The 16,313-nt window shown below is 75.2% G+C and carries 16 protein-coding genes; 8 read left to right on the top strand and 8 right to left on the bottom strand.

Annotated elements, in window-relative coordinates:
• Positions 1-3: 3 nt before the first annotated feature.
• Positions 4-324 (bottom strand): hypothetical protein, encoded by a 321-nt coding sequence (locus tag ACI79D_RS11420; protein WP_456918523.1) that lies wholly within the window; start codon positions 322-324, stop codon positions 4-6.
• Between the two features lie 93 nt (positions 325-417).
• On the opposite strand from ACI79D_RS11420, the gene ACI79D_RS11425 reads away from it, so the two are divergent.
• On the top strand, positions 418-2,433 hold the full coding sequence (locus ACI79D_RS11425) for a protein meaA (protein WP_456918524.1): 2,016 nt from the start codon (positions 418-420) through the stop codon (positions 2,431-2,433).
• Positions 2,434-2,475: 42 nt separating this feature from the next.
• Here ACI79D_RS11425 and ACI79D_RS11430 read toward each other — a convergent pair whose 3' ends face one another.
• Positions 2,476-3,174: a YqjF family protein gene (locus tag ACI79D_RS11430; RefSeq protein ID WP_456918525.1), complete on the bottom strand. Its 699-nt coding sequence runs from the start codon at positions 3,172-3,174 to the stop codon at positions 2,476-2,478.
• A 6-nt stretch (positions 3,175-3,180) separates the two neighbouring features.
• The gene (locus ACI79D_RS11435) at positions 3,181-4,209 is read right to left on the bottom strand and encodes a Gfo/Idh/MocA family protein (RefSeq protein WP_456918526.1); all 1,029 of its coding nucleotides are present in this window, start codon (positions 4,207-4,209) and stop codon (positions 3,181-3,183) included.
• Positions 4,210-4,307: 98 nt separating this feature from the next.
• Here ACI79D_RS11435 and ACI79D_RS11440 point away from each other — a divergent pair, with 98 nt between their 5' ends.
• The 4 genes from ACI79D_RS11440 to ACI79D_RS11455 all read left to right on the top strand — a co-directional run bounded on the left by ACI79D_RS11440 (position 4,308) and on the right by ACI79D_RS11455 (position 7,962).
• Entirely contained in the window at positions 4,308-5,522 is a 1,215-nt protein-coding gene (locus ACI79D_RS11440) for a diguanylate cyclase domain-containing protein (RefSeq protein ID WP_456918527.1), read from the top strand.
• A 9-nt stretch (positions 5,523-5,531) separates the two neighbouring features.
• Positions 5,532-6,305 carry an enoyl-CoA hydratase-related protein gene (locus tag ACI79D_RS11445; protein WP_456918528.1) on the top strand — a complete coding sequence of 258 codons (774 nt, stop codon included), beginning with the start codon at positions 5,532-5,534 and terminating at the stop codon, positions 6,303-6,305.
• A gap of 121 nt (positions 6,306-6,426) precedes the next feature.
• Positions 6,427-6,549: a hypothetical protein gene (locus ACI79D_RS11450; protein WP_456918529.1), complete on the top strand. Its 123-nt coding sequence runs from the start codon at positions 6,427-6,429 to the stop codon at positions 6,547-6,549.
• Positions 6,550-6,603: 54 nt separating this feature from the next.
• A complete protein-coding gene (locus ACI79D_RS11455; RefSeq protein ID WP_456918530.1) occupies positions 6,604-7,962 on the top strand; it encodes a dicarboxylate/amino acid:cation symporter in 1,359 nt (452 codons plus the stop codon).
• 118 nt (positions 7,963-8,080) lie between these two features.
• Here ACI79D_RS11455 and ACI79D_RS11460 read toward each other — a convergent pair whose 3' ends face one another.
• A complete protein-coding gene (locus ACI79D_RS11460) occupies positions 8,081-8,944 on the bottom strand; it encodes a hypothetical protein (RefSeq protein ID WP_456918531.1) in 864 nt (287 codons plus the stop codon).
• 78 nt (positions 8,945-9,022) lie between these two features.
• Between ACI79D_RS11460 and nucS the strand changes: the two genes are divergently transcribed.
• The 3 genes from nucS to ACI79D_RS11475 all read left to right on the top strand — a co-directional run bounded on the left by nucS (position 9,023) and on the right by ACI79D_RS11475 (position 11,896).
• Positions 9,023-9,694, top strand: a complete 672-nt coding sequence (gene nucS / locus ACI79D_RS11465; RefSeq protein ID WP_456918532.1) for an endonuclease NucS — start codon at positions 9,023-9,025, stop codon at positions 9,692-9,694.
• A 110-nt stretch (positions 9,695-9,804) separates the two neighbouring features.
• A complete protein-coding gene (locus ACI79D_RS11470; RefSeq protein WP_456918533.1) occupies positions 9,805-11,586 on the top strand; it encodes a 3-hydroxyacyl-CoA dehydrogenase family protein in 1,782 nt (593 codons plus the stop codon).
• Between the two features lie 4 nt (positions 11,587-11,590).
• Positions 11,591-11,896, top strand: a complete 306-nt coding sequence (locus ACI79D_RS11475; RefSeq protein WP_456918534.1) for a hypothetical protein — start codon at positions 11,591-11,593, stop codon at positions 11,894-11,896.
• Positions 11,897-11,933: 37 nt separating this feature from the next.
• Here the strand turns inward: ACI79D_RS11475 and ACI79D_RS11480 are convergent, their stop codons facing one another.
• The 4 genes from ACI79D_RS11480 to ccrA all read right to left on the bottom strand — a co-directional run bounded on the left by ACI79D_RS11480 (position 11,934) and on the right by ccrA (position 16,221).
• Positions 11,934-12,509 (bottom strand): class F sortase, encoded by a 576-nt coding sequence (locus tag ACI79D_RS11480; protein WP_456918535.1) that lies wholly within the window; start codon positions 12,507-12,509, stop codon positions 11,934-11,936.
• Positions 12,506-13,297: a DUF4397 domain-containing protein gene (locus tag ACI79D_RS11485; protein ID WP_456918536.1), complete on the bottom strand. Its 792-nt coding sequence runs from the start codon at positions 13,295-13,297 to the stop codon at positions 12,506-12,508. Before ACI79D_RS11485 ends, ACI79D_RS11480 begins: the two co-directional genes overlap by 4 nt.
• Before the next feature lie 80 nt (positions 13,298-13,377).
• Complete coding sequence (locus tag ACI79D_RS11490; RefSeq protein ID WP_456918537.1) at positions 13,378-14,769, bottom strand: hypothetical protein; 1,392 nt, start codon at positions 14,767-14,769, stop codon at positions 13,378-13,380.
• Positions 14,770-14,889: 120 nt separating this feature from the next.
• Complete coding sequence (gene ccrA / locus ACI79D_RS11495; protein ID WP_456918538.1) at positions 14,890-16,221, bottom strand: crotonyl-CoA carboxylase/reductase; 1,332 nt, start codon at positions 16,219-16,221, stop codon at positions 14,890-14,892.
• Between the last annotated feature and the right edge of the window lie 92 nt (positions 16,222-16,313).

Consider the following 16,313-nt stretch of genomic DNA (forward strand, 5'->3'; position numbering starts at 1 on the left):
GGCTCAAGGACCGGGGAACGAGGTGGCCAGCGCTCGCGCCCGGTCGGCGTCCTCGGGGAAGACGAGCACCTCGACGCGGTGCGGTGCGGGGGAGCGGATCGTGGAGCGGATGCCCGCGTCGGACAGCACCGCCCGCAACGCGAGGGCCGACTCGCGGCGGGACAGCGTGGCGACCCGCGTCAGCAGCCCGTCGTCGGCCGGCGGACGGCGGCGCTCGTCGGGCCCGAAGGCCCAGCGCAGGAACAGCGCGAGCAGCGCCAGGACGGCGAAGGCGATGGTCGGCCCGACCAGGTAGTGCAGGTTGCTCCCCGCCCCGATCGGCATGGCCACCCCCTCCGCGTGCCCTGTGAGTGTGCCACCGGGAAGTCCGGCCGCGGGCCTGCTACTGACGAGTAGCGGCCCTTACACTCCGCTGGCATGCCCTTCCCTTCAGCGCCGGAGGACCGGGACCGCCCCTGGGTCATGCGGACCTACGCGGGGCACTCCTCGCCGGCCGAGTCGAACGCCCTGTACCGGCGGAACCTGGCCAAGGGGCAGACCGGGCTGTCGGTCGCGTTCGACCTGCCGACGCAGACCGGCTACGACCCCGACGACGAGCTGTCGGCCGGGGAGGTCGGCAAGGTCGGCGTCCCGATCACGCACCTCGGCGACATGCGGGCGCTCTTCGACGGCATCCCGCTCGACGGGATGAACACCTCGATGACGATCAACGCCACGGCGATGTGGCTGCTGGCGCTCTACCAGGCCGTCGCGGAGGAGCAGGGGATCGACGTCTCGGCGCTGGCCGGCACGACGCAGAACGACATCATCAAGGAGTACCTGTCGCGGGGGACCTACGTCTTCCCGCCCGGGCCCTCGATGCGGCTGGTCACCGACGTCGTCGCCTACACCGTGACGGCGATGCCGACGTGGAACCCGACCAACATCTGCAGCTACCACCTGCAGGAGGCCGGCGCGACGCCGGTGCAGGAGATCGCCTACGCGCTGTCCACCGCGATCGCCGTCCTGGACTCGGTGCGCGACTCCGGCCAGGTGCCGCAGGAGCGTTTCGGCGAGGTGGTCGCACGGATCTCCTTCTTCGTGAACGCGGGCGTCCGCTTCGTCGAGGAGATGTGCAAGATGCGGGCGTTCACCGAGCTCTGGGACGAGCTGACCCGGGAGCGCTACGGCGTCCAGGACCCGCGGCACCGCCGCTTCCGGTACGGCGTGCAGGTCAACTCGCTGGGCCTGACCGAGGCGCAACCGGAGAACAATGTGCCGCGGATCGTGCTGGAGATGCTCGCGGTCACCCTGTCGCGGGACGCGCGCGCCCGGGCGGTGCAGCTGCCGGCGTGGAACGAGGCGCTCGGCCTGCCCCGTCCGTGGGACCAGCAGTGGTCGCTGCGGCTGCAGCAGGTGCTCGCCCACGAGACCGACCTGCTCGAGTACGACGACCTGTTCACCGGGTCGGTGGTGGTCGAGGCGAAGGTCGCCGAGCTGGTGGCGGGCGCCCGGGCGGAGATGGCCCGGGTGGCGGAGATGGGCGGGGCGGTGGCCGCGGTCGAGTCCGGCTACATGAAGGGGCAGCTGGTCGCGTCGCTGGCCGAGCGGCGGCGGCGGATCGAGAGCGGCGAGGACGTCGTCGTCGGCGTCAACCGGTTCGAGTCCACCGAGCCCAACCCGCTGCTGGCCGACCTCGACGCCGCGATCCAGGTGGTCGACCCGGCGGTGGAGGCGGCGGCCTGCGCGTCGGTGCAGCGGTGGCGCGCCGAGCGGGACCCGGAGCCGGTGCGCCGGGCGCTGGAGCGGCTGCGCGCGGCGGCCGGGACCGACGAGAACCTCGTGCCCGCGACCCTCGAGTGCGCCCGCGTCGGCGTGACGACGGGGGAGTGGGCGGGGGTGCTGCGCGAGGTGTTCGGCGAGTACCGGGCGCCCACCGGTGTCGCGGCGGCCCCCGGCGGGGCGGCGGACGCGACGCTGACCGGCGTCCGGGAGCGGGTCCGCGCCACCGGGGAGGAGCTCGGCGGCCGGCTGCGGTTCCTCGTCGGCAAGCCGGGCCTGGACGGACACTCCAACGGCGCCGAGCAGATCGCCGTCCGCGCCCGGGACGCCGGCTTCGAGGTCGTCTACCAGGGCATCCGGCTGACCCCCGCGCAGATCGTCGCGGCCGCCGTCGAGGAGGACGTCGACGTCGTCGGCCTGTCGGTGCTGTCGGGCTCCCACCTGCAGGTCGTGCCCGCGGTGCTGCGCGGCCTGCGCGAGGCCGGGCTCGACGACGTCCCGGTGGTGGTCGGCGGGATCATCCCGGACAGCGACGCCCGCCGGCTGCGCGAGCAGGGCGTCGCCCGGGTCTTCACGCCCAAGGACGTCGGCCTCACCGAGATCATGGGTGAGGTCGTCGACGTCGTCCGCGAGGCGCACGGCCTCGACCAGCCGGCCCCCGCGAACGCCTGAGCGGAGTGCCACAGCGCGGCAGACGCGTCCCTCCCACTCCGCTCAGCGGGACGGCGGGCCGAAGCGGACGTCGTCCACGCCGGGGGAGAAGAGCACGCTGACCGGGGCACCGGCCATCCCGGGCAGCCCTGCGGCGGCCAGCGGGTCGCCGGTGACCCCCGTGAGCTCGGCCGACCGCAGCGGCCACGGCCGGTGCCTGACCGGCAGGTACACCGTGCGGCCCGCCATCCGGGTGTGCAGGCCCCAGCGGGCGGTCAGGGAGGCCGCCAGCGGGTCGGGCTCGACCGGGGCGCCGATGCGCAGGCCGATCCGCAGCCGCCGGCCGACGGCGACCGCGTACCGGTCGCCGTCCCGCCGCACGCGGGTCCGTGACCAGACGTAGGGCAGCCGGGGCACGGCCCGGGCCCCCAGCACGGCGAGCAGCCGCGCGGCGTCCATGCGCAGGAAGATCACGCCGCGGCGGCCGTGCTCGTCGACCGAGTAGAGCCGCACGTTGACCTCGTCGAACGAGCCGGCCCACGGCAGCGCCGGGCCGGCCGCGACCGCGGTCCGTGAGATCCGCAGCGCGACCACGCCGACGTGGGTCGTCCCGTCCAGGACGTCGGGTCGGGTGCCCGGCGGCAGCAGCGGCGCGGCCACGGCGGGGTCGAGCGGCCAGTGCAGGAACGCCACGTCCCGCCAGACCTGCCGCAGCAGCACCGGCCGGACGTCGTCCGGCGGCGGAGCCTGCTGCGGGGGCACGTCGCCTCAGCCCAGGCGGACGACGTCGCCCTCGGTCGCGCTGCGCCGGGCGGCGTCGAGCACGGCGGCGGTGGCGACGGCGTCCTGCGGGTCGACCGGCACCGGCCCCCGACCGCGGACGGCGGCGGCGAAGGTCGGGTAGAAGGTGTCCCAGCGCCCGCGGTGGGTCGGCACCTGCTCGCCGTCGTCCCCCCGGCGCAGCCGCCCCCACCGCTCCTCCGGCTCGGCGCCCCAGCGCTCCCTGAGGGTCGCCGGGGTCTCCCCGGCCAGGAGCAGCGCCTCCTGCCCGTCCATCGGGCCGCCGACGGTGTAGGCCCCCTCGGTGCCGGCGACCCGGAACCGGTCGCCGGGCGCGCCCTGGCTCCAGCTGCCCCACAGGTGGGAGCGGGCGCCGCCGGCGTGGGTCAGGGCGACGAAGACGTCGTCGTCCAGGCCGGTGTCGCGCAGCCGCCACTCGGCGTAGACGGAGGTGACCGGCCCGAGCAGCACCAGTGCCTGGTCGACCAGGTGGGCGCCGAAGTCCAGCAGCGTGCCGCCGCCGGCCGCGGGCGGGCCGGGCTCGGGGTCGAACCGCTCGAACCGCGACTCGAAGCGGGTCACCGTGCCCAGCCGCCCCTCGGCGACCAGCTCCCGGACGGTGAGGAAGTCGGAGTCCCAGCGGCGGTTCTGGTACGGCGCGAGCGGGAGCCGTCTCGCCGCGGCGAGGTCGACCGCGCGCCGGGCGGCCGCGGCGTCCAGCGCGAACGGCTTGTCGCACACCACGGCGAGGTCCAGCCCCAGCGCCTGCTCGGTCAGCGGGGTGTGCGTGTCGGCCGGTGTCGAGATCGCGACCGCCTCCGCGCCGGCCCCGGCCAGCTCCTCCAGCGAGGCGAACGTCCGCAGGCCGGGGTGCTCGGCGGCCACCTGGGCCCGCCGCTCGGGGGACGTCGTCACCACGCCGAGGAAGTCGCACTCCGCGGCGGCGGCCAGCAGGGGCGCGTGGAAGTACCGGCCGCCGAAGCCGTACCCCACCAGTCCGAACCGCACGGGATCCATGCGGTGATCATGCCCTCCGCCCGTCCCCGCCGAAGTTCCGAGACCGCCCGTACCGCTGCGGGCACACTTGGTCACCGACACCCGCTACGGTGCCGCGCGTGCAGAGCCCTCGCCCCGCCGTCGCCGACCCCGACCGGCTCGCCGCGCTGGCCAGTTACCGGCTCGGCGGGCACGCCGGCGACGCGGACCTCGACGCCGTCGTGGCCTACATGGCCCGCGCCCTGGACGCGCCCATCGCGGTGATCAACCTGGTCGGTCCCGACCTGCAGTGCTTCCCCGCCGAGATCGGCGTCGGCGCACCGTTCTCGCACGTCCCCGACGAGCTGTCGTTCTGCGCCTACGTGGTGGCGGCGCGCGAACCGCTGGAGGTGTCCGACGCGCTCGCCCACCCGGTCTTCGCCGACAACCCCGCGGTGGCCGCCGGCGCGATCCGCTCCTACCTCGGGGTCCCCCTCATCGACGAGGACGGCTTCGTCCTCGGCTCGCTGGGCGTCTTCGACGACGACGTCCGCACCTTCCGCGGCGACGACCTGGACACCCTCGAGATCCAGGTCCGCCTCGTGCGCAGCGTCCTATCGCTGCGGCGCCAGGTCGCGGCGCACCGCTGGGACGCCCGCCTGCTCGCCGCGCAGGGCCGGGTGCTCGAGGCCGTGGCCACCGGGGCACCGCTGGAGGACGTCCTCGACCTGCTCTCCGCCGCCGTCCGCGAGCTCTCGCCGGACGCCGACGCCGACCAGCAGCGGGCCCTGACCGAGACCGTCGACCGGCTGACCACGGTGGCGACCGACGCCGACGGCTGGCGCCGGGCGCTGACCCGCGTGGCGCGGCAGGACCCGCTGACCGGCCTGGCCAACCGCGCCCACCTCCTCGACGTCGGTCGGGCGGCGCTCACCTGTGGCGGAGCGGTCCTGTTCGTCGACGTCGACCGCTTCAAGGAGGTCAACGACCGGGGCGGTCACGCCGTGGGCGACCAGCTCCTGGTGCGGCTCGCCGACCGCCTGCGGGCGCACCTGGAGGACGTGCCGGACGCGGTCGTGGGCCGCCTGGGCGGGGACGAGTTCGCCGCCGTCCTGCCCGGCCTGGACCGCGCGACGGCCGAGACGGTGGGCAGGCGGCTGGTCGCCGCGCTCGTGGACGAGGTCGTCGTCGGACGGCGCAGCGTGCGGGTCTCGGCGAGCATCGGGCTGGCCATGGCCGAGCCGGGCACGCCGTTCGAGGTCGTCCTGCAGCAGGCCGACCTGGCGATGTACGGCGCCAAGGAGGGCGGCCGCGGGCGGCTCTCGAGCCGGGTCCTGGACGCCGAGGTCGGCTAGCGTCGGGCCATGACTGCAGAGGGTGCGCCCCGGGTCGTGCGCGACGGGGACGTCGTCACCATCACGATGTGCCGGCCGGCCCGGCGCAACGCCCTCTCCCGGGAGCACCTCGGCCAGCTGCTCGCCGCCGTGACCGAGGTGGGGGAGAGCGACGCGGCCGGCATCGTGCTCGCCGCCGAGGGGCCGGTGTTCAGCGCCGGCCACGACTTCGCCGACGTCGTGGGCCGGCCGGTGACCGAGGTGCGCAGCCTGCTGCAGCTGTGCACCGAGCTGATGCAGACCATCCAGGCGGTGCCGCAGGTGGTGCTCGCGCGGGTGCACGCGCTGGCCACCGCGGCCGGCTGCCAGCTGGTCGCCTCCTGCGACCTCGCCGTCGCCGCGGAGTCGGCCGGCTTCGCCGCCCCGGGCGGCAAGGGCGGCTGGTTCTGCCACACGCCGATGGTGGCGATCGCCCGCAACGTGGGCCGCAAGCGGGCGATGGAGCTGGCGCTCACCGGGGACGTCATCGACGCCGCCACCGCGCTGGACTGGGGCCTGGTCAACCGGGTGGTCCCGGACGCCGACCTCGACGCGGCCGTGGCCGACCTGATGGCGCGCGCCACCCGCGGCTCACGGGCGAGCAAGGCCTGGGGCAAGCAGACGATGTACGCCCAGCTCGACCGCCCCGAGCGGGACGCCTACGCGACCGCCGTCGAGGTCATGGCCTCGGCCAGCCAGCTGCCCGGCGCCGTCGAGGGGATGAGCTCCTTCCTGGAGAAGCGCCGGCCGGTCTGGCCCGACTGAGCCCCCGCCGGCCCCGACCCGCCGGACGATCATGAAGCGTGGGAGGTGAATCGCCGCCGCGGTCCGGCGCGTCGTCTCCCGAGGTCCATGATCGCGGGGTGGGGCGGATGGCGGAGGGCGGGTGAGAGTGCCCACACCGGGGATGGTCGCGACGGCGGGACGCCTTGACCTCTGCGTGCGCAACGTGTGGGGCCTGACCCGGCGGCGCGCGCTCGACTTCGGGCGGGTGACGGCCGACGGCTGAGTGCGCACGCCGCGCCCCGTCGTCCCACCCCGAACTCCCCGGAAGGCCCCTCCCGTGCTCGCTCGTCTCCGCCGCGTCCCCTTCGCGGCGCAGGTCCTCCTCGGCCTCGTGCTCGGCATCGCCCTCGGCCTCGTCGCCCGCGACCTCGGCCCCGTCGCCGACGGCACCCCGAACTGGCTGACCAGCACCCTCCAGACCATCGGCGACACCTTCGTGACGCTGCTCAAGGTCCTCGTCCCGCCGCTGATCGTCACCGCGGTGATCGTCAGCATCGCCAACCTCAAGCAGGTCTCCAACGCCGCCCGGCTGGCCGGGCAGACCCTGCTGTGGTTCGCCGTCACGGCGCTGATCGCCGTCTCCATCGGCATCGGCCTGGGCCTGCTCACCGAGCCCGGCCGCAACAGCTCCGTCGACGCCGCCGCCCAGACCGACCCCGGCACGACCGGCTCGTGGTGGGACTTCCTCAACGGCCTCGTGCCCGGCAACATCCTCGGCCTGCAGGCCGCCCCGCACGACGACGGGACGGTCGGGCTGTCGTTCAACGTGCTGCAGCTGATCGTGCTGGCCGTGGCGATCGGCGTAGCCGCGCTCAAGGTCGGCGAGCCCGCCGAGCCGTTCCTCGCGCTGACCCGCTCGGCCCTCGCGATCGTGCAGAAGGTGCTGTGGTGGGTCATCCTGCTCGCCCCGATCGGCACCGTCGGCCTGATCGGCAAGGCCGTGGCCACCTACGGCTGGGAGTCCCTCGGCTCGCTGGGCGTCTTCGCCGGCTCGGTCTACATCGGCCTGGCGCTCGTGCTGTTCGTCGTCTACCCGGTGCTGCTGCGGCTGCACGGCCTCTCGCCGCTGCGCTTCTTCGCCGGTGCCTGGCCGGCGATCCAGCTGGCCTTCGTCTCGCGCTCCTCGATCGGCACGCTGCCGGTGACCGAGCGGGTGGCCGAGCAGAACCTCGGGGTGCCGCGGTCCTACGCCTCCTTCGCCGTCCCGCTGGGCGCGACGACGAAGATGGACGGCTGCGCGGCGATCTACCCGGCGCTGGCCGCGATCTTCGTGGCCCAGTTCTTCGGCGTGGACCTGTCCATCACCGACTACCTGCTGATCGCCCTGGTGTCGGTCGTCGGCTCGGCCGCCACCGCCGGGGTCACCGGCGCGGTGGTCATGCTGACCCTGACCCTGTCCACGCTGGGCCTGCCGCTGGCCGGCGTCGGCCTGCTGCTGGCGATCGACCCGATCCTGGACATGGGCCGCACCGCGGTGAACGTCGCCGGCCAGGCCCTGGTCCCGACGATCGTCGCCCAGCGCGAGGGCATCCTCGACGTCGAGCGGTACCGGTCGACGTCGACGGTGGACCCGCTGGCCCGCGTCGACGAGCGGGCGGGTGTGGACGCCGACCTGCGCGAGCCCGCCACCGTCTGACGTCGGTTCCCGCGGAAACCGACGCGGTGGTCCCCGCGGCACCGTCGCGGGGGTCTCCCGGAGACCGACGCTTGCGGCCCGGTCCTCTCCCCGCGAGAGGGCCGGGCCGTCGGCGTCCCTACTGCTGGTGCAGGTCGGCGCAGCCGGTCTCGTGCGGCAGCAGCGGGCGGAGGGTGAGCGCCCACCGGCCGCCGTCCTCCGCCGTCCACGGCGTCAGGGCGTTGGCCCCGGCGGCGGCCTCGAGGACGGCGGTGGCCTGGGCTCCGCGGGCGACCACGCAGGAGAGCCCCAGCCGCTCCTCCAGCGGCTCGCCGGGCAGCGCCGGCCCGGGCCAGGCGACCTCCGGCTGCACCAGCTCCGGCTCCGGGCCGGGCGTCCACTCCCGGACCACGGCGGCCATCGCGTCCGGCCGGTAGGACTCCGGCCCCGCGGCACCCAACGGGCCCGCCGGCGAGGTGAGCACGTCGACCAGCCCCATCAGCTCGCCGCGCGTGGTGCGCTGCTCGGGGGTGAGGCCGCCGTCGTCGGGCAGCTCGAACAGCGCCTGCACCTCCCGCACGTAGGTGCCCTCCTCGGTGACGAGGGTGAACCGGGTCGCGGGGGCGTCGGCGACCGGCGGGCTGCCCAGGTCGCCGGTCCCGGTCACCCCGGCGGCGACGGCCCGGTCGACGACGGTCTGCACGTCGTCGGGGTCCAGCTGCCACACGAGCAGGTTCGGCAGGGCGGGGGAGGGATAGATGGCGATCTGCGGCCCCTGGGCGACGACCCGGCCGTCGGAGTAGACGGTGACCAGCGGCAGGCGGCCGGCCAGCATCTCCGGCGTCACGAAACCGCCGACGTACTCCACCTGCAGGACCAGCCGGCCCGGGCCCTCGGCCGGCGACGTCGGCGCCGCGCCCACGCCGCCGCCGGCGCGCTGGGCGCACGCGGACAGCAGCAGGACCAGCACCAGGGCGGCGGCAGGACGCAGGGCTCTCGTCACGGCGTCAGGATGCCCCCGGCGCGCGTCGCTGCCCGCCGTCCCGGGGCCGTCGTTAGCGGTTCGGTACCGTCGGACCCCGTGCGCCTGGTCATCGCCCGCTGCTCGGTCGACTACATCGGGCGGCTGACCGCCCACCTGCCGATGGCACCCCGCCTCCTGCTGGTCAAGGCGGACGGCTCGGTCTCCGTGCACGCCGACGACCGCGCCTACAAGCCGCTCAACTGGATGACCCCACCTTGCTCGTTCAAGGAGGACCTGACCGACGGGTCGGGCTCCTGGACGATCACCAACAAGGCCGGCGAGCAGCTGATCATCACCATCGAGTCCGTCGAGCACGACTCGTCGCACGAGCTCGGCGTCGACCCGGGGCTGCAGAAGGACGGCGTGGAGGCCGAGCTGCAGCGGCTGCTGGCCCTGCACGTGGAGACCTTCGGGGCGGGCTGGTCGCTGGTCCGCCGCGAGTACCCGACCGCCATCGGCCCGGTGGACCTCCTCTGCCGCGACGCCGCGGGAGGCACCGTCGCGGTGGAGGTCAAGCGGCGCGGGGAGATCGACGGCGTGGAACAGCTGACCCGCTACCTGGAGCTGCTCAACCGCGACCCGCTGCTGGCGCCGGTCCGCGGGGTGTTCGCCGCGCAGGAGATCAAGCCGCAGGCCCGGGTGCTGGCCGGCGACCGCGGCATCGACTGCGTGACGGTCGACTACGCCGTCCTCAAGGGCACCGACGACCCCTCCGAGCGCCTGTTCTAGCGGTTACCCATCGGTAGGCCGCCGTCCCGGAGGCCGTGCCCGAGTGGGAGACTCGCCCCGATTCCGGACGACGGTGCCCCGGGGCACCGGCTCTCGAGGGAGATGGCAGCGTGGCCAGGGAACTGAACGAGATCGGTGTCGTCGGGCTGGGCACGATGGGCGCCGGCATCGCGGAGGTGCTGGCCCGGGCCGGCCTGTCGGTGACCGCGGTGGACGTCGACGACGCGGCGGTCGCCCGCGGGCGCGAGCACCTGGCGCACTCCACCGGGCGCGCGGTGCAGCGCGGCAAGCTCGACGAGGCCGAGCGCGACGCGATCCTCGAGCGGATCCGCTTCACCACGTCGCTGGAGGACCTCGCTCAGGCCGAGCTCGTCGTCGAGGCCGTCCCCGAGCGGATGGAGCTCAAGCGCGAGATCTTCGCCGCGCTGGACGAGATCTGCCCGCCGGACACCATCCTCGCGACCAACACCTCGAGCCTGTCGGTCACCGAGATCTCGGTGGCCACCGGCCGGCCGAGCAAGGTCATCGGCATGCACTTCTTCAACCCGGCGCCGGTCATGAAGCTGGTCGAGGTGGTGCGCACCGTCGTCACCGAGCCGTCGGTGGTCGAGGACGTCGAGGCGCTGGCCACCCGGCTGGGCAAGGTCGACGTCACCATCGGCGACAAGGCCGGGTTCATCGCCAACGCGCTGTTGTTCGGCTACCTCAACCACGCGGTCTCGATGTACGAGAACCACTACGCCAGCCGCGAGGACATCGACGCGGCCATGCGGCTGGGCTGCGGCCTGCCGATGGGCCCGCTGGCGCTGATGGACCTCATCGGCATCGACACCGCCTACGAGATCCTCGACACGATGTACAAGCAGTCGCGCAACCGGCTGCACGCGCCGACCCCGGTCATCAAGCAGATGATGACCGCGGGGCTGCTGGGCAGGAAGACCGGCCGCGGCTTCTACACCTACGCCGACCGCGACTCCGCCCAGGTCGTCCCCGACGCCCTGACCCCGGCCGAGGGCGGGGCCGCCGAGGGCGCCCGATCGGTGCACCGGGTCGGTGTCGTGGGCTCGGGCACGATGGCGACCGGCATCGTCGAGGTCGTGGCCAAGGCCGGCTACGAGGTCGTCTTCGTCGCCCGCACCCTGGACAAGGCCGAGGGAGTGCAGGCCGCGCTGGGCCGGTCGCTGGACAAGCAGGTGGTCCGCGGCCGGCTGGAGGAGACCGCCCGCGACGAGGCGCTGGGACGGGTCACCGCGAGCACCTCGCTCGACGACCTCGCCGACGTCGACCTGGTCATCGAGGCCGTCGTGGAGCACCTCGGCGTCAAGCAGGCGCTGTTCGCCAACCTCGGCGAGATCTGCAAGCCCGGCGCCGTGCTGGCCACGACGACGTCGAGCCTGCCGGTGATCGAGTGTGCGCAGGCGAGCGGCCGCCCGGCCGACGTCGTGGGCCTGCACTTCTTCAACCCTGCCCCGGTCATGAAGCTGGTGGAGGTGGTCTCGACCATCGCGACCGCGCCGGACGTCGCGGCGACCGCCCACGCCGTCGCGCGCGCGCTCGGCAAGCACCCGGTGTCCTGCACCGACCGCGCCGGGTTCATCGTCAACGCGCTGCTGTTCCCGTACCTCAACGACGCGGTGAAGATGCTCGAGGCGCACTACGCGACGGCCGACGACATCGACGCGGCGATGAAGGTCGGCTGCGGCTACCCGATGGGCCCCTTCGAGCTGCTCGACGTGGTCGGTCTCGACGTCGCCCTCGCCATCGAGCGGGAGCTCTACGTCGAGTTCCGCGAGCCCGGCTTCGCGCCGGCGCCGCTGCTCGAGCACCTGGTCACCGCCGGGTACCTGGGCCGCAAGACCGGCCGCGGGTTCCGCGACCACGTCGCCCGCTGAGTCGGTGGCCCGCAGGAGCGGACGCGGCGGGTCGCGGTCTCCCGGCCGCGACCCCGTCCGCCGTTCCGACCCCGTCGAGGAGGCGGCGGACGGCGACTGGGTGGTGCGCTCGCTGACCGGCTCGGCGACCGGCAAGACCTACCGCTGCCCCGGCTGCGACCAGGAGATCCGTCCCGGCACGCCGCACCTGGTGACCTGGCCGGCCTACGCCCGCGACTCCGACCTCGACCCCTGGGACACCGAGTCGGCGGCCGACCGCCGCCGGCACTGGCACACCGCCTGCTGGCGGGCGCGCGGCCGCCGTCGGTAGGAGGAGGCCCCACCCTTCGCACGCTCTGGACGGGGCCTCACGTCGCCCGAGCGAAGACGACGACGTTGTCGGTGTAGCTCCGGCGGGAGCGGTCGAAGTCGCCGCCGCAGGTGACCAGCCGCAGCTCCGCCCGCGGCGTGGGCGCGTACACCGCCTCGGTCGGGAAGTCGGCCTTGGGGGAGCGGCTCACCCCGGTGACGGTGAAGCGCACCGCCGTCCCGTCGGCGCGGTCGACCGCCACCTCGTCGCCGGGGCGCAGGTCGGGCAGCCGCCAGAAGACCGCAGGCCCGGTGCGCGAGTCCACGTGCCCGGCCAGCACCGCCGGGCCGACGTCCCCGGGGGCCGGCCCGCCGGGGAACCAGCCGGCCCGGTCGAACGCGGCCGGGGGCACCAGGGCGCCGTCGGCGTCCACCCCGAGACGCACGAGGGCGGTGTCCACCCCGATCGCCGGGATGCGCAGGCGGACCGGCTCGGCCGCGGGGTCGGCGACCGCCGCGGCGACGACCGGGGTGGGCGGAGCGGGGTCCGGCCCGGCGGGGGAGAGCAGCGCGACCGCGCCGGCGACGAGCGCGGTGGCGGCCAGCAGCCGGCGGACGGCGGACAGCACGCTCACCGGCGCTGCGCCCGCGGCCACAGCAGCACGCCCGCCACGACGAGCGCGCCGGCGGCCAGCACGGCCAGGCCCGGCGAGGTGCCCGCCGTCCCGCCCGCGCCGGTCTCCACGCCACCGGTGGGGACGACGGCGGCGCCGGCGGCGTCGAGGACCGTCCGCACCTCCAGCCCGCCCTCCGGCCGGTCGAGGACCAGCACCGTGTACACCGAGCCCGCCGCCAGGTCGGCCGGGACGGCGGCCGGCGCACCGCCGGCGGCCACCTGCAGGGTCGTGGGACCGCCGGGCACGGGGACCGGAGCCCCCGCGGCGGCGAACGCCAGGCCCGTCGCCAGGGCGGTGCCGTCGGCGGTGGTGACGTCGAGCGAGGGCACGCTCTGCGCGGCGTCCACCACGCGGACGCGGGCGGAACCGGTCGGCGGGGCCGACAGGTCGTCGTCGAGGACGGTCAGCCGCAGGTCGGCGAAGCCGCCCACCGCGGCCACCGTGCGGGCGCCTCCGGCGGGCACCTCCACCGTGGTGGACAGCAGCGGCGGGGCGGCCGGGTCGCCGCCGGCGGTGCGGACGCTGACCGCGTAGGTCCCCGCGGCCAGCTCCCGGTGGTCGGAGAGGTCGCCGTAGCCGACGTCGGTCACGGCGGTCCCGGCGCCCGGCCGCCCCCGCGGGTCGACGGCGAGGTCGACCGCGGGCGTGTCCGGCGACAGGTGCGCCACCCGCAGCAGGCCGGTGTCCTCCGCCGCCGCGGGAGCGGCACTCGGCGCGAGGCCGGCAGCGAGCACGGCGAGGAGCACGACCACCAGCAGGCGGGCGGTCGCACTCCTCCGGCCGGTCCTCGACGGCGCGGGCCGCCGGGGACCCGGCCCCGCGCCGCTCAGCGCCGGCTGGGGGTGACCGGCTGGCTGCCGGTGTCGGCGCCGTCGGGCTTGACGGCGGGCTGCACCAGCGTCGGCGGGTCGGTCCGCGGCGTGTCCGCGGCGGCGCTGGCGGACGCGGCGGTGCTGCCGGACGGCACCGGCTGGATCAGCTGGGTCTGCTGCGGCGACGGGGAGCCGGACTGCCCGGAGGCCGGCTGCTGGGCCGGGCCCTGCTGACCGGGCGCCGGGGGCTGCGCGGCCGGGGGACGGGTCGGCTGGCGGGCCGCGGCCGCCTCCCCGCTGCCGGCGTGCGGGGGCTCGCCCGGGCGCACCGCCGGCTGCGGGGCGGTGGTGGGCCGGACGGCGGGCTGCTGCCCGGTCAGCGGGCCGACCGCGGGCTGCTGCGCGGTCGGCGGGCCCACCGGCTCGGGAGCGGTGCTGCGCGGTGCCTGCGGCTGGGCCGGACCCGCCGGGGCCTGCGCCTGGGACGGTGCCTGGGGCGCGCCGGTCTGCGGTCCGCCGGCCTGGGGCGCGGGCTGGCGGGGACCGGGCTGCGGTCGGTCCTGCGCGGGGACCGGCGGCCGCTGGCCGGTGGGGGCCTCGGGCCTGCGGTCGCCGAGGTCGGGCAGCTTCTCCAGCACCCGGCGGGCCTCGACCAGCCGGCCGGTGAGCTCGTCGCGCACCGCGCGGATCGCCGCCGCGGTGGCCTCCGCCTCGCCGACCACCTGGGCGGCGTGCTTCTCGGCCGCGGCGATGCGCTGGCGGGCGGCCTCGGCGGAGGTGCGGTCGCGCTCCTCGTCGATCCGCGCCGCCTCCTGCCGGCGGGCCCGCTGGGCGATCTCGAAGTCCTCCTCGACCTTGGTCCGCCGCGCCTGCGACTCGGCGTCGAGCCGGGCCACCTTCTCCTGGGCCTTGCTGACCAGCTCGTCGGCGCGGATCTGGGCCTTGGTGGCGATCTGCTCGGCGTTGTGGCGGGCCTCGGCGATCATCCGCTCCACCTCGGCCTGGCCGGCGGCGTGCCGCTCGTGCATGGCCCGCTCCTCGGCGGCGGTCTGCTCCCGCACCGCCTGGGCGTCCTGCTCGGCGGCCCGCCGGATGTCGGCGGCCTCCTCCTCGGCCAGCCGCAGCATGTGCGAGATGCGCTCGCTCATGTTCTCGAACGTGGGCGGGCCCGCCGAGGCCGCCTTGCGCCGCAGCGCGTCGATCTCCCCGTGCAGGGCCTGCAGCTGACCGGCGAGGTCGGCGGACCGGTTCATCGCGGCGTCGCGGTCGGCGAGCGCCACGCGGATGTCGGCCTCGAGCCGCTCGATCGTCTCGGCCACCTGGTGCCGGTCGTAGCCCCGCAGCACCACGTCGAACGAGTGCTGGGCCTCACGCATGGGCAGCAGGTCGCGGCGGGGATCGTCCATGCGTTCATCCTCGCAGAGTCGGGGGACCGGGGTCGGTCGGGCAGCGCTTCCCTGAAGCGTGCCAGTCCCGCCTGGGAACGCGCTACGTCCCCGGGGCGGGGCCCTGCGGGAGGTCCTCCCTCACACGCCGCGGAAGCGGTTGATCGCGGTCAGGTGCCGCTCCCGCTTGGCGGCGTCCCGCACGCCGAGGCCCTCCTCGGGGGCGAGGGTGAGGACGCCGACCTTGCCCTGGTGCAGGTTGCGGTGGACGTCGCAGGCGGCCTGGCCGACCTCCTCCATCGGGTAGACCTTCGACAGCGTCGGGTGGATCAGCCCCCGGTCGATGAGCCGGTTGGCCTCCCAGGCCTCGCGGTAGTTGGCGAAGTGCGAGCCGATGACCCGCTTGAGGTTCATCCACAGGTAGCGGTTGTCGTACTGGTGCAGGTAGCCGCTGGTGGAGGCGCAGGTGACGACGGTGCCGCCCTTCTTGGCGACGTAGACCGACGCGCCGAAGGTCTCCCGGCCCGGGTGCTCGAAGACGATGTCGGGGTCGTCGCCCCCGGTCAGCTCGCGGATCCGCTTGCCGAGCCGCTGCCACTCCTTCGGGTCCTGGGTGTCCTCGTCCTTCCAGAACCGGTAACCCTCGGCGCAGCGGTCGATGACCAGCTCGGCGCCCATCGAGTGCACGATCGCGGCCTTCTCCGGGCTGGAGACGACGCAGACCGGGATCGCGCCGCCGTTGAGCGCCATCTGGGTGGCGTAGGAGCCCAGGCCGCCCGAGGCGCCCCAGATGAGGACGACGTCGCCCTGCTTCATGCCCGCGCCGTGGGGGGAGACCAGCTGCCGGTAGGCGGTGGAGTTGACCAGGCCGGGGGCCGCGGCCTCCTCCCAGGTGAGGTGGGCCGGTTTGGGCATCAGCTGGTTGCTCTTGACCAGGGCGAGCTCGGCCAGGCCGCCGAAGTTGGTCTCGAAGCCCCAGATCCGCTGCTGCGGGTCGAGCATCGTGTCGTCGTGGCCGGCCGGGTCTTCCAGCTCCACCGACAGGCAGTGGGCGACCACCTCGTCGCCGGGGGACCACTTGTGCACGCCCGGCCCGACCCGCAGGACGACGCCGGCCAGGTCCGAGCCGACCACGTGGTAGGGCAGGTCGTGCCGCTTGGCCAGGTCGTGCAACCGGCCGTAGCGCTCGAGGAACCCGAAGGTGGAGACCGGCTCGAAGATCGACGTCCAGACGGTGTTGTAGTTCACCGACGAGGCCATCACCGCCACGAGGGCCTCGCCCGGGCCCAGCTCCGGGGTCGGCACCTCCTCGACGTGCAGGGACTTGCGGGGGTCCTTCTCCCGGGCGGGCAGGCCCGCGAACAGGTCCTGCTCGTCCTTGCGGACCAGCACCGCCCGGTAGGACTCGGGCACCGGCAGCCCGGCCAGGGCCTCGGGGTGGTCGGCGAGGATGGCGTCCCTGATCTCGATCACGTGCGTCTCCCGGGGCTTCGTCGGCTCGGAAACGGTGCGATGGCGCGAGACGTTACTGCTCAGTAGCCACGGCGGCAGCCCGCTGGCCGGAC

Source organism: Geodermatophilus sp. SYSU D00708 (assembly GCF_054050115.1).

Coding starts and splice junctions, on each gene's coding strand:
- ACI79D_RS11420 (WP_456918523.1), bottom strand. CDS start 324: ATGCCGATCGGGGCGGGGAGCAACCTGCACTACCTGGTCGGGCCGACC.
- ACI79D_RS11425 (WP_456918524.1), top strand. CDS start 418: ATGCCCTTCCCTTCAGCGCCGGAGGACCGGGACCGCCCCTGGGTCATG.
- ACI79D_RS11435 (WP_456918526.1), bottom strand. CDS start 4,209: ATGGATCCCGTGCGGTTCGGACTGGTGGGGTACGGCTTCGGCGGCCGG.
- ACI79D_RS11445 (WP_456918528.1), top strand. CDS start 5,532: ATGACTGCAGAGGGTGCGCCCCGGGTCGTGCGCGACGGGGACGTCGTC.
- ACI79D_RS11490 (WP_456918537.1), bottom strand. CDS start 14,769: ATGGACGATCCCCGCCGCGACCTGCTGCCCATGCGTGAGGCCCAGCAC.